Annotated in this window: 12 protein-coding genes and 1 pseudogene; 9 read left to right on the top strand and 4 right to left on the bottom strand. The window is 60.1% G+C overall.

Features of this window, described 5'->3' with window-relative positions:
* Positions 1-45 precede the first annotated feature (45 nt).
* A pseudogene (locus WG898_RS18910) lies at positions 46-916 on the bottom strand (IS1595 family transposase).
* A 122-nt stretch (positions 917-1,038) separates the two neighbouring features.
* Positions 1,039-2,229: a hypothetical protein gene (locus WG898_RS18915; RefSeq protein ID WP_339604335.1), complete on the bottom strand. Its 1,191-nt coding sequence runs from the start codon at positions 2,227-2,229 to the stop codon at positions 1,039-1,041.
* Between the two features lie 249 nt (positions 2,230-2,478).
* Here WG898_RS18915 and WG898_RS18920 point away from each other — a divergent pair, with 249 nt between their 5' ends.
* The 9 genes from WG898_RS18920 to WG898_RS18960 all read left to right on the top strand — a co-directional run bounded on the left by WG898_RS18920 (position 2,479) and on the right by WG898_RS18960 (position 10,325).
* Positions 2,479-2,985, top strand: coding sequence for a type IVB secretion system protein IcmW (locus WG898_RS18920; RefSeq protein ID WP_339604336.1), 507 nt, complete (start codon positions 2,479-2,481; stop codon positions 2,983-2,985).
* A 12-nt stretch (positions 2,986-2,997) separates the two neighbouring features.
* Complete coding sequence (locus WG898_RS18925; protein ID WP_339604337.1) at positions 2,998-3,507, top strand: hypothetical protein; 510 nt, start codon at positions 2,998-3,000, stop codon at positions 3,505-3,507.
* Between the two features lie 72 nt (positions 3,508-3,579).
* Positions 3,580-4,308, top strand: coding sequence for a conjugal transfer protein TraW family protein (locus tag WG898_RS18930; RefSeq protein ID WP_339604338.1), 729 nt, complete (start codon positions 3,580-3,582; stop codon positions 4,306-4,308).
* The gene (locus tag WG898_RS18935; protein ID WP_339604339.1) at positions 4,308-5,510 is read left to right on the top strand and encodes a conjugal transfer protein TraW family protein; all 1,203 of its coding nucleotides are present in this window, start codon (positions 4,308-4,310) and stop codon (positions 5,508-5,510) included. Before WG898_RS18930 ends, WG898_RS18935 begins: the two co-directional genes overlap by 1 nt.
* 11 nt (positions 5,511-5,521) lie before the next feature.
* Positions 5,522-6,721, top strand: coding sequence for a conjugal transfer protein TraW family protein (locus WG898_RS18940; protein WP_339604340.1), 1,200 nt, complete (start codon positions 5,522-5,524; stop codon positions 6,719-6,721).
* A 2-nt stretch (positions 6,722-6,723) separates the two neighbouring features.
* Positions 6,724-7,470: a hypothetical protein gene (locus WG898_RS18945; RefSeq protein WP_339604341.1), complete on the top strand. Its 747-nt coding sequence runs from the start codon at positions 6,724-6,726 to the stop codon at positions 7,468-7,470.
* Entirely contained in the window at positions 7,470-8,351 is an 882-nt protein-coding gene (locus tag WG898_RS18950; protein WP_339604342.1) for a M23 family metallopeptidase, read from the top strand. Before WG898_RS18945 ends, WG898_RS18950 begins: the two co-directional genes overlap by 1 nt.
* 57 nt (positions 8,352-8,408) lie before the next feature.
* Entirely contained in the window at positions 8,409-9,587 is a 1,179-nt protein-coding gene (locus WG898_RS18955) for a hypothetical protein (RefSeq protein ID WP_339604343.1), read from the top strand.
* A gap of 135 nt (positions 9,588-9,722) precedes the next feature.
* Positions 9,723-10,325 (top strand): hypothetical protein, encoded by a 603-nt coding sequence (locus tag WG898_RS18960; protein ID WP_339604344.1) that lies wholly within the window; start codon positions 9,723-9,725, stop codon positions 10,323-10,325.
* 570 nt (positions 10,326-10,895) lie between these two features.
* Here the strand turns inward: WG898_RS18960 and WG898_RS18965 are convergent.
* Positions 10,896-11,999 (bottom strand): IS1595 family transposase, encoded by a 1,104-nt coding sequence (locus WG898_RS18965; protein ID WP_339604345.1) that lies wholly within the window; start codon positions 11,997-11,999, stop codon positions 10,896-10,898.
* 271 nt (positions 12,000-12,270) lie between these two features.
* Positions 12,271-12,600 (bottom strand): hypothetical protein, encoded by a 330-nt coding sequence (locus WG898_RS18970; RefSeq protein WP_339604346.1) that lies wholly within the window; start codon positions 12,598-12,600, stop codon positions 12,271-12,273.
* Positions 12,601-12,626: the final 26 nt, after the last annotated feature.

A 12,626-nucleotide genomic window follows, 5' to 3' on the forward strand; every position in this document is an offset into this window, starting at 1 on the left:
AGGGCCTTTTCTTTTTGGCTCTTTGCTCATTAGCTGTTGACGAACTCAAGCGCCGACGGCCAGAGCCAGGAACGGCGCGGGCTGGCGGGGAGCTTGTGCTGACCGGTCGATGGCCCGGAACCAGCCCAGGTAGCTGGCCAGGTACGAACTGGCGACGCCCTTGAAGCGGCGCATCCAGTTCTTGAGCCGACCGTGATAGCCGTTGGCGTTCTGAATGTGCCAGGCGCCCTGAACGCGTTGGCCTTTGGAGATGTTCAGCGCGTGGTGCTCAATGCCCAGGTGCCGGGCTGCCGCTCCGAGTGCCCCGCCACAGTCCGTGCACAGTACAGCGTCGCGGGCCAGCACCCGTGCCAATGCTTCGATGGTGTGCGCCTTGTCTGCCCTCTCCAGGATGAAGTCTGCCGTGGCGCCAGAACGGTCGCGAGCCACCAGCACCGGCTCTTGCTCGTCGGACAGGCCGCGCTTGGCGGCGCTGCCACCGCGATGCCGAGGTTTGCGCGAGCGTACCGGCTGACCCTTGCTGGAGCGCAGGAAGTAGGTCTCGTCGGCCTCGACCACACCCTGCAGCAGCTGGGCCTTCACGCCCTGGGTCAGTCGCAGGAAGCGGTGGCGCCAGCGGAACGCCGTGCTGGGCGCCACGGTCAGCATCGCGGCCGACTGGTGCACGCTCAACCCGTCGCGCAGCACCTGGGCTTGCTGTTCCCACTTGTCGGTAGCGCCGCAACCCACTGGCGTGGCCATGGCGTACCAGGCGCGTACTGCTGCAATGCGGGCACATGCTCGGCCGGGATTCCAGCACCTCGACCACCCGGGCCACGTCGTCGGTCTCGCTCAAGACCGATAGCAGTTGCTGCTTCTGCGAGGGCGTCAGCTTCGCCGCCTGTTCCAGCAACTTCTCCATCTCTCGACTGCGCATGCCTGGCTCCTCAGGCCCCAATCCCTAGGCCTTGCCTGCCAGTCTTCACGACCAGTAGCTCACCAGATGAGCCTGCAACAGATAACGAGCAAAGAGCCTTCTTTTTTGGGACTGTGGTGGCTTCAGGCCTCCATTGGTCTGGTCACCTCAGTGAATCCAGCTGGAGCAGGCTTCTCCTCATCCTTGAAAACGATGAGAACCGCTTCTGTGTAAGAGGATCTTGGGGACGAGAGTCTCGCTCCAACTGCGGGGCCGACACCCACTAGGTTGAGCCCCTGGAGTGCGGTAGCCCCATTTCTGGTTGGCATCCAGACGACGCTCAAGAATGAGCCTTCATCGGCTCCTCTGACATTCTTGCATTCGAATAGGAAGTCAACTTCCTGTCCGCGTGATCCCGATAGAATAGAAAATGATTCATTTGAGACCAAGATGGACGCATCGGACTGGACAAGTACGGCCGGCTCAGATATCGAGTCGATGACCGCTTTGAACCAGGCCTCCGGGCTCTGCCCGTCCTCTTCAATGGCTCCGGTACTCTCACATGGGGTGCCAATGAAAATCATCTCATTCATCTTGCCTGAGCTGACCGTAAACCTGAACTGCCTTCGCTTGCCCGCCACGTCATGCAGCCAGACCGCGTAGGGCGGAAGCGCGTCCCCAGGACCGATGCTACTCTCCGTGCAGTCAGCAGCAACCGACTCCCGTAGTCTTCTCCAAGACTCTCGAGACCCCGAATGCATCAAGGCAGTCGCCGCCTCATCGTCCAGTTCGATCCTGCCATCGCCCGCCTTGCGAAGTAGCGGGTCTGCCCCAAAAGCATTCCAGGCCGCAGAGTTCACGTAACTCCAGGTTAAGTTTCTCCCAACCACAACCACACAGACGCCTGCATTCGCGAGGGCAGTCTGTCGATTGGCCATCAGGATTCGAAGCTTTCCAAGGCCGCGCCTAGCCTCGGCAATTCGCTCACCTGCACAGACTGCAATGTAGAGCGCAGCTATCGCGACGCATAGACCAACAATCACAAATCCAAGCCGAGTCCCTGCTGGCTCGCCCTTGAGCAACAGGACACCAACCAGCGTGACAGCGCTGAAGCTAGACAACCCGTGAGCAAGTCCTCGCAAAGTCATCGCTGCGGGGATGGCGTAGGCAGAGCATAGAACCAGACTGGTTCCCAGGAGCTCGCCTATGCGACTGGCGACCACGCAAACAAGAGCTGTAAGGGCAGCGACAAAAAGCCAGCTCCAGGCCCTCTTGGCCATACCGGCGCTTTCGCCTTCATGCAGCAGTGTTAGCAGTTCGATAGGTGACTTCATTGACCGAGAGAATCGCACAGTCGGCTTGCAAAGTTCTGTCCACCACTCCAAAGGGTGGTTCCAATTCTTGCAGCCGCACAAATTCATAGATTGGCAAGCTGGACGCTCGGAGCTTGCTTTCAATTGTGCACAAGTGCGCACCCTAAAGTGAGCGGATAGACCCCAGGGTTCGCAGATTTGCTTGCGAGTAGTTGCCAAAACATTGCATATGTGATATTCTATCCGCTGCGTCATACACCGCCTTCACTTATGAACCACCCCCTACCGCAAAGCGCTCAGCACGCGCGGGTCCTGGACCTATCAGCTGCAGGTGTGCAACGGCACTGGTTGGCTCAGGGGGTTGAAAAGCTTATCAATGCGATGGAGCGTTGCGAGCCATGGGCCATCGATGTTCGCCCTGAGTACCGTGCCAGGGCTGAGCAGCTGGTGGCCTTGGTGAGCAGCAGCTTCAACCGTGCCAGTTCGACTCGTGTGACTGAGTCTGTCACGCGCGACCCTGGAGTGACTATCGAGTTCATGGGGTATTTGCGGTCAGGACGTGCGTTGGCTCTTTTTGCCTGGCTGACCCAGGTACACCCCGACATCCCACGCCACCTGGTGGATCAGGCTCGTTTTGGCGATGAAGGGTTCGGCTCGATCTTGGTCGAGCGAATCACAACTCTTGAGCGACAGCACTTGCTGTCGCGAGTCTTCAGTCCTGAGCGGATCGCGTATGTGATCGAACTGTTGGCTGAGGCTGGCTACACCAACGACTAAACGGGATCATCTATGAAGCTGAATACGATTTTTGTGGCTCTTGCGGTCACATTTCTCGCGGGTACTGCCTTCGCTCAGGCGACAAGCGGCGCCCAGCGCTGCCAGGCGCTTGCTCAGGACGTTCAAAGCACCTATCAGAAGGCTGTGCAAGCTCGCGTGCCTAAGCAGGATCCGAGCTCCTATACCCAGGAGTCCCAAGATATCAAGGGCCTGATGAGCATCGACGCGGCTGGCGGCCTGTCAAAGCTGATGAATCTCGACTTCAGCGGCATCATGAACAAGCTGGTCGATCAGGCGATGACCACTGCAGCAAACAAGGGTCAGGCAACGTTCAACAACAAGATGAACGGCATCCTCAATGACGTTGGCGTCAAGGGTATGAACTTCCAGGGCTCGGTGACGAATAGTGGTGTATCTGGTTTGGCCCCCGCGATCAGCGGCAATGTGCTTTCCAGCACCGTGAGCGGCAAGGTCGGCCAGCTGAACTCAAGTGTCTACTCCCGCCCTAACACCGGAAAGTAAGGTCTAGCTATGCACGCCGGCGTTGTGAACACAGGCCTCTCGAAGCTGGGATTCGGTCTCTTTGGCGTCGCTATGGCCGCGCTGATGAGTTCGCCTGCGATTGCTGAAGATGGGGATGGTGTGTCGCTGCGGCAAACGATCTCTGAGTCTGAGGCTGCGGTTCGCGCCGAAATTCTGAAGTCGGCGATGGTCAGCAAGGCTGTGGCCGAAGGACTGGCTGGGTACCGGGCACAAGGCAAGCTGCAGACGAAGGCTGCCCAGATCAAGGAGGACCTGACCCAGCCGGATGCCATGTGCTACGCGATGGACAGCCAAGACGCGATCACTGAGGGCGAAATCGCCGCTCGTGCTGGCGCCATGCGTGGACAGAAAGTAGTTCGCGCCCAAGCGGCTGCCAACGTCAACACGTACCTGGCCATGCAAGCCGTCCATTTGGCGTCAAACCAGAGGTTTTGCACTGAGGGCGAGGCTGCGACCGGTGTCTGCAAGGTGTCGACTGATGCCCAGTTTGTCAATCTTGCTGGTGCAGATCAGAACGCTCTTTTCCTCTTCCAAAGCCGTAGCGGCGGTGACACCTACGAGGGGAAGCGCGATGGGGCCCAATTCACGGCGGTGAATGCATATATCGCCCGAGTGGTCTATGGGCCCACTCCACCAGAGCAGCTTCGGCGTGACAAGGGTATTTACGAGAAGCTTCCGCAAGCGAGGGCCTACGCTGAACTCCAGCGTCGATATGCCGCATATCTGTCCATGGCTGCTTACTCCCTGAATCAGATCAAGGAATCGAGGAATCCGAAGTGATGCTGAAGAACAGACTGTTGGCGCGCATCCAGGCCCAGTTCGCGCAGTTTCGCCGGGCATTGACAGCGCTGCTGATGGGCGCCACCTTGAATCTGGCGCTCCAAGGCGCAGCACATGCCCAGCTGGCGCCTCTGTACAACGACCTGATGAACACGATTCAGCAGCAGGCGATGAACAAGTTCATGGCCACCATGGGGCTGGGCGTTGAGGGTGCTGTCACACAATCTGGTGCGGCTACTCGCGCTGAAATCCTCAAGGGAGCAATGGCCAAGAAGTCGGTCGCCGAGGGGCTTGAGCAGTATCGTCAGCAGGTCAAGCTTCAGAACACCACCCAGGATCTTGCGGGTTCCCTGAAGCAGCCAGCCCTGACCTGCGACACCATGGCAGTCCAAGATGGGTTGAGTGGCTCGGTGATGGCTGGACGTGCCAAGGTCAACGGCAGCCAGAAACGAGTTCTTGCGCAGATTACGGGGAACAAAAACACGGCCGACCTGGTCGACAAGGCGCACGCGGCAAGCAATGAGTTGACTTGCACCCCGGCCGAGCAGGCTCGTGGGATATGCAAGGTCGGCAATGTAGCCCTGGCCGGCGCTGACCAGAACGCCGCCTTCCTCTTCCAGGGAAAGGATGCGAGTCCGTCCTATGACGGGCCGCGCGACGGGCCTCATGGGCGCGCAGTCGATGCGTACATCACGCGAGTCGTTGCTGCCCTTCCCCCTCAGCAACTCGAGGGTGTTCAGTATGAGAAGAATCCCGCTAGCCGTGCCTATGTGGAGCTGATGCGGCGCTTTGCTGCCGTCTCCTCGATGAGCGCCTACTCGCTCAACCAGATCAAAGAGGCTCACACGACCCAGCCTGGTCTTGGGACCAGCACCAACATGGCGAACGTGACAGCTGGTGGCTTCACTTCTGGGAAGGCTGACATGTCCATCCTTGAGGCGATGCAACGATTCGTGGCCAAGAAGTTCTCGCCGGAATCGATGAAGGACGCTGCCACCGCAACGAACGCGAATCTGATCCTGCGCGACATGGCGCAGACCAATGCATTCCAACTATGGATGGAGCATCAGACGCTGCTGCAGGACTCGCGAACAGAAGCGTTGATGGCGCACCAGCTTGCGCTCATGACAGAGCATGTCCTCCGCCCTCAACTTGAAGCCCAACGAGTTGCCGCAGCCAAGGCCGCGGCCACCGCTCGCTGAGGGGTATCAACATGAACTTCAAACTCAAAGCTACTGCTGTCATTTGCGTCACTGCTGTTTTCGTGAACTTCACGACGCCTGGTCGCGCATTCGCCGTCTGGTGCCAGGCCGACGCATCAAAGGTCTACCTGAACATGGTCGGCAACTTCATGCCCTTCGTCTCGAAGCTCGTGGGCAGCACCGGCCTAGGCATCGAGGAATCGGTGATCCAGTCGGGAGCCAGTGTTCGTGCTGAGGTAGCGAAAGCGGCCATGGCTGACAAGGCGGTCTCTGAGGGCATCGAGGCTTATGAGCAGCAGGAAGACCTGCGCAATCGAGCCGCTGATCTCCAGGCGGCCATGCAGCAGCCCGTGCAAACTTGCGAGGCAGTGTCCACGGCCTCTGGCCTGAGTACGGCAACTCAGGCGACACAGGTAGCGGCATTCAAGAGCCAGGGCGCTCTCATGTCCAAGATCAGTGCTTCTGCGAATCCCAACACTTTCAGCGCCGTCGAGGCCTCCTTCAAGTCATCGAGCGCCAAGTTCTGCACGCCCGAAGAGCAGGACCAGGGAATCTGCAAGGTGAGTGGCGGCGAGTACAAGAATCTGGCGGGCGCTGATCGAGACGCAGCCTTCCTGTTCCAGAGTCCTGACGGCTCCAGCTCTTTTGAGGGAAATGGGAATGCTCAGGGCCAAGCCGCTGACGCGTTCATTGAACGTGTGGTTGGTGGCGTACCGCCTGAAGCCTTGGAGCAAAAGGGTGAGGATTACTACCGCAAGAATCGCCAGGCACGCGCCTATGTGGAGCTCGCCCGCCGTTACGCTGCGATGCAGTCGATGGCAGCGTATGCACTGAATCAGAACAAGGAAGCACATCGTACGCAGCCTGGGTTGGGCAAGGACACCATGATGGACAGCGTTCCAGTTGCTGGGTTCGTGTCCGGCAAGGTTGACATGTCGATGGCTGAAGTGGTCGAGCGCTTTGTGGCGTCGAAGTTCTCTCCGAAAAACGTGGCCGACCTGATGAAGGCCACCAGCCCGAATCTGATTCTCCGCGACATGGCTCAGATGAACAACTTCCAGTTGTGGATGAGCTTTCAAGCCATGCAGCAAAGTTCGCGCGTCGAGGCCCTCCAGGCCCACCAGCTAAGCCTCATGGCCGAGCAGGTCCTTAAGCCGCAGCTAATGGCTCAGCGTGTTGCAGCAGCCAAAGCAGCAGTCACCGGCAAGTGACCATGAAGCACGCTTCCGCCCTCCTCCTTGCCAGCCTGCTCTCTTCGGTCGCGTTCGCGGCAGAGAGAGCCCCTCCGGGGCGACAGTTTGGTGGCGCGCTGCAGTGCGCCGGCGCCAACCAGACGTCCACCCTGCTGGCTGCTAAGTCGAGCAGCGGCTTTGCACCCAAAGTTGAAGACCTGACTTGGGCGTTGGATTCCATGAACCGTGTCGGCTATCCGGCCTCGGCACCCAAGGCGGGCCCTGCACTGGAGGCGGCTACGGTGGCTTCGAGCCTACTTCGCGGCGGGAATCTTGTGGCCGCAAAGATGGCTCGGGATGAGGCAGGCACAAAAATTTCCGACTTTGACGCAAGCCAGTTCGCTAAGAGCCTGGAAGCCTTGTTGACGATCCTCACCCAGCCTGTGCCACACGCCTCATACCCGACATCTGTGCGTGCTGAGGGTGAGCACCGTGTTGCGTCGTCGACTCACTCGCATGGCGCTGACCTCGAAGACATGAGTGCCAGTCTTGCCGAGATCGTCGGCCGAGCTGCAACGTCGCAGAAGGCTATGGGCGATGCCTATTCCAAGCCTGCCGTCAGGTTCTATTTGCTGGCCCATGGATTCCGAGATGCGATTGCTCTTGAGTCCGCTACGGCACAGGTCTGTGCCGTCAAGCTGAACGAGTCCACGCGCCGGCGTCTGGATGTGTCGGCACGCTTCATGGCGATGCCGTCGCGCACTGAAGTTACCCAGGAGCCCAACTGATGTTATCCGCGCTCCGCACTGCCCTCTCGGTCGCAGCCGCGGCCCTCGGCCTGGCGGCTTCACTGCAGCCTACGGTTGCGCTGGCGCAGTCCTGCATTCAGGTGCCTGTCAGCTGCAGCGTGACCAGCGCCTTCGGTCCGCGCTTCAATCCGATCACGAAAAACTACTCATCCGAATACCATCACGGTGTGGACTTCGGCTGCCCGATTGGCACCCAGGTGGTAGCCGCTGACGCAGGGGTCGTCAATGTGTCTGGCTTCAGTCAATCAGCCGGCAACTGGGTGGTGGTGCGGAGTGCCGGAAACGGCCCTCTCATCAAGTACATGCACCACGAGCGAAATATTGCGACCGTTGGCAATTTGGTCCAGAAGGGTCAGCAGCTTGCGCTCTCCGGAAACACCGGCCGTTCGACTGGCCCGCACCTGCATTTCCAGGTTGAGGCTGGCGGTCAGGCTGTGGACCCAATAGCACGCTTCTGCAGCCGCCCACCGCTTCGGGATGGCGTGCTTCAAGGCGGAACTCCTCCCCAGAGTGATGTGATCGACCCTGGCAGCCAGGCGGCAGCACCTGATGGCGGCACTCCGCCGGCTATGGGCCTGGACGGTAGCGTGCATGAAGTGCTCGGAGACCTGATTGCTTCGCGTGCAATGAATCCCGACTACCTCAGGCAGATTGGCAGTCTGACCGAACCTCGGCTCTATGCCGAGTTGGCGTACATGAAGGCGATCCGACTGAAGGTCCAGCATGAGCGCGGGCAGCACCGCGAGCGGATTCTGGCCACCCAGGCCATGCTTGAAATGCTCATGGCTGATGCAGCTCTCCGTCCTCAAATGGAAGCTCAGCGCTCAATTGCCTCCCGCTCGGGGTCGGTCAGCCGCTAGTCGGCCAGTGATATTGGAATAACCGCGGCCGCAGGTGCCGAATGAACAGGAGCGCATATGTCCTTGCAAGACCTCCTGGCCGATACTGGCCATGAAACCCATAAGAGTCCGGCCGGTGGCGGCAACCAGATCGAAGACCCGATCTTCATTCCGCGGTTCGATGGCGAAGTCGAGGGCATGGTCATCGGCGCGGCCGATTTGAACCACCCTTTTTCTCCGCATTCGCCCAGGTTTGCCGAAGGCCTGACTGAAGACGATGTGGCGGCGGATCCGTCGCACATCCCAGGCGTCGAACGTCGTCCGTATCCGAGTCTCAGCCTGAACCCCGCGGAGATGGAGGCGCAGCTGCAGGCCATCCTTGAGAAGGCCCGGGAAGAGTCCGCCGAGACCAGTAACCTGATCCTGGAGTTCGGCCCGTTCACGACGCTCGAGCAGCGCCTCCGCGGCATCTCGCAGGACCTGACGGACCTGGATGTCGCCGAGGTCATCATGACCAAAATGCGCCGCGTGATTCACGACGTTGTGGTTCAGGACCCAATGCTGAACGAGCGCGAAGGCCGCGAGGCCGGCCTGACTGCTCGGATGACCGCCATCGAGTCGATCATCGAAGGCTTTGCCCAGGAGGTTGAGCCCTTCCTCCAAACCATGGATGAGGCCGGCATGAAGGTCGGTAACGTTCGCGAGGGCCTGGTTACCTCGCTGTCCAAAGAGCAGCAGCGCCTGGAGATCCTGAGCAAGTCGTTGGCTCCTGCCACCATCGGAAACCAAATCTTCGAAAGCCTTTCGAACTGGAAGAACGAACTCTTCGCCGGCGGCCCCACGCCGCTTGTTGGGGATCTGCGCCGTCACCGGAACGATCAGCTGGCCAGAAGCCTGTCGAATTTAGCGGAAGTCAGCTCCGAGTTGCGGCAAAACGCCGGCGACGCAGAGTGGGAGCGCACCCACGGTCAGATGGCTTCGGAGATGGCCGAGACTCTGGTCAACGACGTCAAGGAACTCATCCGCGGCGTCGAGAACCAGGTCGACCTAAACTCGGTCAACAAGGCACTGGATGGCGCGACCGAGAATCTCGACTTCGCCGCCCAGAATGCCGTCGATGAGGAGCACAAGAGTCGAATGCAAAAGATGATCGAAGGCATCCGCGAGGCTGTGGCCGCGATGATGGCCGCTCTCAGCAAGGTGTTCGGCATGAATCGTGACGGCACCGCTACGCCCAACAAGGCTCCGCCCCCCTGACCGCGGGATTCGGCCAGTGATTTCCGGGCTTTGCCTTTAAGACACTGGCATTTCCGCTGTGTTTAGGATACATTATCTACTAAGGACTCCCTCATTTATGAGTAATCCAGCTTACCCGACTCCCAAGGATTCACCATGACCCCCGTGATTCGCTCTTCTGCGGTGGCTTTCCAACCAGCCTCCCCCGAGACTGCATTGGCCGCTGACAATTTCATTTCGAAGGTCTCCGACTGGGGTCTCCGCTTCCATGCCGCCAAGGATGAGCTGAAGGCCTTCGTCCAACAGAACGTCAACGCATCGGTTCGCGGCTTCGTGTCGAAGGACCCGCTGAACATGTCCGTTTTCGGCCTGATTTTTGACAAGGCGCCGGATCAAGGCTTTCTCGCGGTGCCCAACGACATCGCGACCGATCTGCGCGCCCAGGGCCTGCGCGGCGATGCCTATTTCCCGGACCCCGAGACCGATCTCGGCAAGCAGGTCCTGAAGCTGATGAGCAAGGTCTCGCGCCTGGCCGAACAGCGCCCCCTGCTCCAGGCCCCTGGCATCGCCCCCGTAGTGATCGAGGACAACCGCCTGGTCATCAGCCGCGCCATGGTCACCGATGACGGCGTCGTCCTGAAGGCGGCTGCAAGTGCCGTTTCCGCTGACGCCAAGGTCACTCGCGTCCTCGAAGTTGCTGCTGCCGCCACCCAGCAGGCGAGCCAGCGCACCGCCCAGACCAGCCGCATGAGCATGTAAGCGCAGCGAGCAAAGCAAAGGCCCCTCTCGAGGGGCCTTTGCTTTTGCCTGCGCCATGATGGAGCAGTTGCACTCGACGCGGATATGCCGGGTAGGGTGTACTGCTGCTCATGGCAAGAGCACCAACTTCACTTCTACTGCTGATTGATCGGCGCAACCGCCTTGAGGGCGAGCTGAGGCGCCTCGCGGTCGTGAAAAGGGAGGCATCAGACCTGCATCGGCACATCAAGCGTGCGCTGACAGAAGTTGACGGCTTGCTTGTCCAGCATCGGGTCCCGATCGATTGGTCAATCCTCGAGCCGAAGGTCACGTATGCCAAGAGTCCCTTCGACTATGGCGTCTTGACGGCGCAGGTGTTTCGCGCCCTCAAGGGAGCGCCGGAAACCGGGATGACGTCGTCTCAGATCGCAGACGCGATCGACGCAGCATGGCCGGAATCGCTACCTCGCCCAGCGGAACGCAGGGACTTCATGGTGCGACTGAGGAAACGGCTCAAGGCACTTCGGGCAACCGGTGGGTTGCTTTCTCCTCATGTAGGTGATGGACGCAGATCCCGAACCACTTGGATCATCAACCCGGAGCGGTGGAGTTTCGTCGACCAGGCGTAGTCCACTCCACTGCCCGCCGAGTGCCTTGGAAGTAGCCTGCGAACGATGGCGATGGCCCACATTGCCGAATGCGCTTGAAGAGATCCTGCATGCGCTGCCGAATGGTGCTTCGCCGGTAGTCCTCACGCCAGCACATTTCTATGCAGTAGTCCAAGAAGTAGTTGGGTCGCATGCCGCGAAAGACACCGTACTCGCCGCGACGCAGGCGGGACATGAACGACTCGGCCTGATTGTTGTTGACCCCATCGAGCGTCGAGTACTCCCTCGTGTGGTTCACCATCTCCAGATCGAACTCGGCGATCAGCGGAGAAAACGCGGTTCCAGAGTCGGTCATGATTCTGCTGCCCGGCTTGACCGCTGCCTTCACCGCAGGGAAGACCGACGCGGCAACCTCCTGCTTCAAGATGGCTACGGTGCTGCGGACGGCACCAGAGCCTGGTTCCACCGAGACCTGACGTATCGCCAGCACTACTCGGCGCTTCTTGAGCTTCTCCTTGTTCCAGCTCTCCATATGCGCACGCTTAATCGTCGGGTCGATGGCTGCCTTGCGGCTTCGTAGCCGGGCATTCACGGCGACGGAATCCAGCTTCTTCCGCCGATTTGCTCGGTGAGGTTTGCCGCAGAAATGACCGCCGTCGGCCTGCACCACGCCTTCCATCGGACGTGTATCCCAGGTGAAAACGAAGGCCTCGCGGATCTTCGAGAACAGCAACCAGGCCGTCTTGGGGTCCACGCCCAGCACTGCTGCTGCACGCCCAGCGGCCTCTCCGTTGGAGCCTGTGACGTACATGACGATGGCCTGCAGAAGCTTCATGCACGGGATCTTGCGTTTGTGAAACGCGGTGTTCGACGTTGGGCTGAAGTACGCGTCGCAGTCTCGGCATCGGAACTGCTTTCGGGTCTTTCTCAGGTAGTGCTTGCCGATCACGCCGCAGTGCGGGCAGGCGAAGATCTCGCGATGCCCAAACGCGAATTCCGTGAGGATGAGGAAGGCCTCGTGCTCGCTGGTGACAGCCGACAGGTTGAAATCCCTGAACTTGGCCGCCTGTGTGAAGTGCCGCGCCATCGGACGCTCGCCAGAAAGGCACCGCAGCTGCGCCGCACAAGTACAGCGCCCTCCGGCAACCGCCGGCTACCAGCCGGCACCTGTGAGGCGAGATGGCGAGCAAGGTCAAGACACCGAGGCAACCTCGGTGTCGTCTTGACCTCAATGGCTCATCGGCACATACTTGGCGTGCAAGCACCCGCTTGTGCACACCGAAGGGCCCGAATTTCCCCTGCCAGGGAGTCGGGCCCTGTGCTTTTCTGGCCCCGTCGTCTGTTGTCCAGCTACGTGGTCATGGCTGGCCTCCTTTTTGTTCGGATCGTTCGTCGTGTAGCCCCAGCCGCGCGCGGGCCAGCCACTGCGCCACCTCACGGGTCAACGCGAATTGGCCGCGCCGATTTGGCATGGTGAAAAGCGGCACGACAACCTGCCCGCGCCGGCGCGCTTGTCGCAGTGACGCGGCGCTGCGATGACCGAGTGCGGATGCCAAATCTGAGCCACCGAGCACAGGTCCATGTCGACGCTCCAGTTCGTCCAGTAGCGCCTGGCACAGCTTGGCGTAGGTATCGTCCTGGGAGTGGGCTGGTAAGCGTTGCATGGCTTTGCCAAGTTCGGTCGTCACGCAGTGTTCGCCAGAATGCGTGGAGC

This window comes from Paucibacter soli, assembly GCF_037482845.1.
GTDB lineage: Bacteria > Pseudomonadota > Gammaproteobacteria > Burkholderiales > Burkholderiaceae_C > Paucibacter_B > Paucibacter_B soli.

Excerpts from the sequence above, each read along its gene's own strand:
- WG898_RS18915 (WP_339604335.1), bottom strand. The coding sequence starts at position 2,229 with ATGAAGTCACCTATCGAACTGCTAACACTGCTGCATGAAGGCGAAAGC.
- WG898_RS18920 (WP_339604336.1), top strand. The coding sequence starts at position 2,479 with ATGAACCACCCCCTACCGCAAAGCGCTCAGCACGCGCGGGTCCTGGAC.
- WG898_RS18925 (WP_339604337.1), top strand. The coding sequence starts at position 2,998 with ATGAAGCTGAATACGATTTTTGTGGCTCTTGCGGTCACATTTCTCGCG.
- WG898_RS18930 (WP_339604338.1), top strand. The coding sequence starts at position 3,580 with ATGGCCGCGCTGATGAGTTCGCCTGCGATTGCTGAAGATGGGGATGGT.
- WG898_RS18935 (WP_339604339.1), top strand. The coding sequence starts at position 4,308 with ATGCTGAAGAACAGACTGTTGGCGCGCATCCAGGCCCAGTTCGCGCAG.
- WG898_RS18940 (WP_339604340.1), top strand. The coding sequence starts at position 5,522 with ATGAACTTCAAACTCAAAGCTACTGCTGTCATTTGCGTCACTGCTGTT.
- WG898_RS18945 (WP_339604341.1), top strand. The coding sequence starts at position 6,724 with ATGAAGCACGCTTCCGCCCTCCTCCTTGCCAGCCTGCTCTCTTCGGTC.
- WG898_RS18950 (WP_339604342.1), top strand. The coding sequence starts at position 7,470 with ATGTTATCCGCGCTCCGCACTGCCCTCTCGGTCGCAGCCGCGGCCCTC.
- WG898_RS18955 (WP_339604343.1), top strand. The coding sequence starts at position 8,409 with ATGTCCTTGCAAGACCTCCTGGCCGATACTGGCCATGAAACCCATAAG.
- WG898_RS18960 (WP_339604344.1), top strand. The coding sequence starts at position 9,723 with ATGACCCCCGTGATTCGCTCTTCTGCGGTGGCTTTCCAACCAGCCTCC.
- WG898_RS18965 (WP_339604345.1), bottom strand. The coding sequence starts at position 11,999 with ATGGCGCGGCACTTCACACAGGCGGCCAAGTTCAGGGATTTCAACCTG.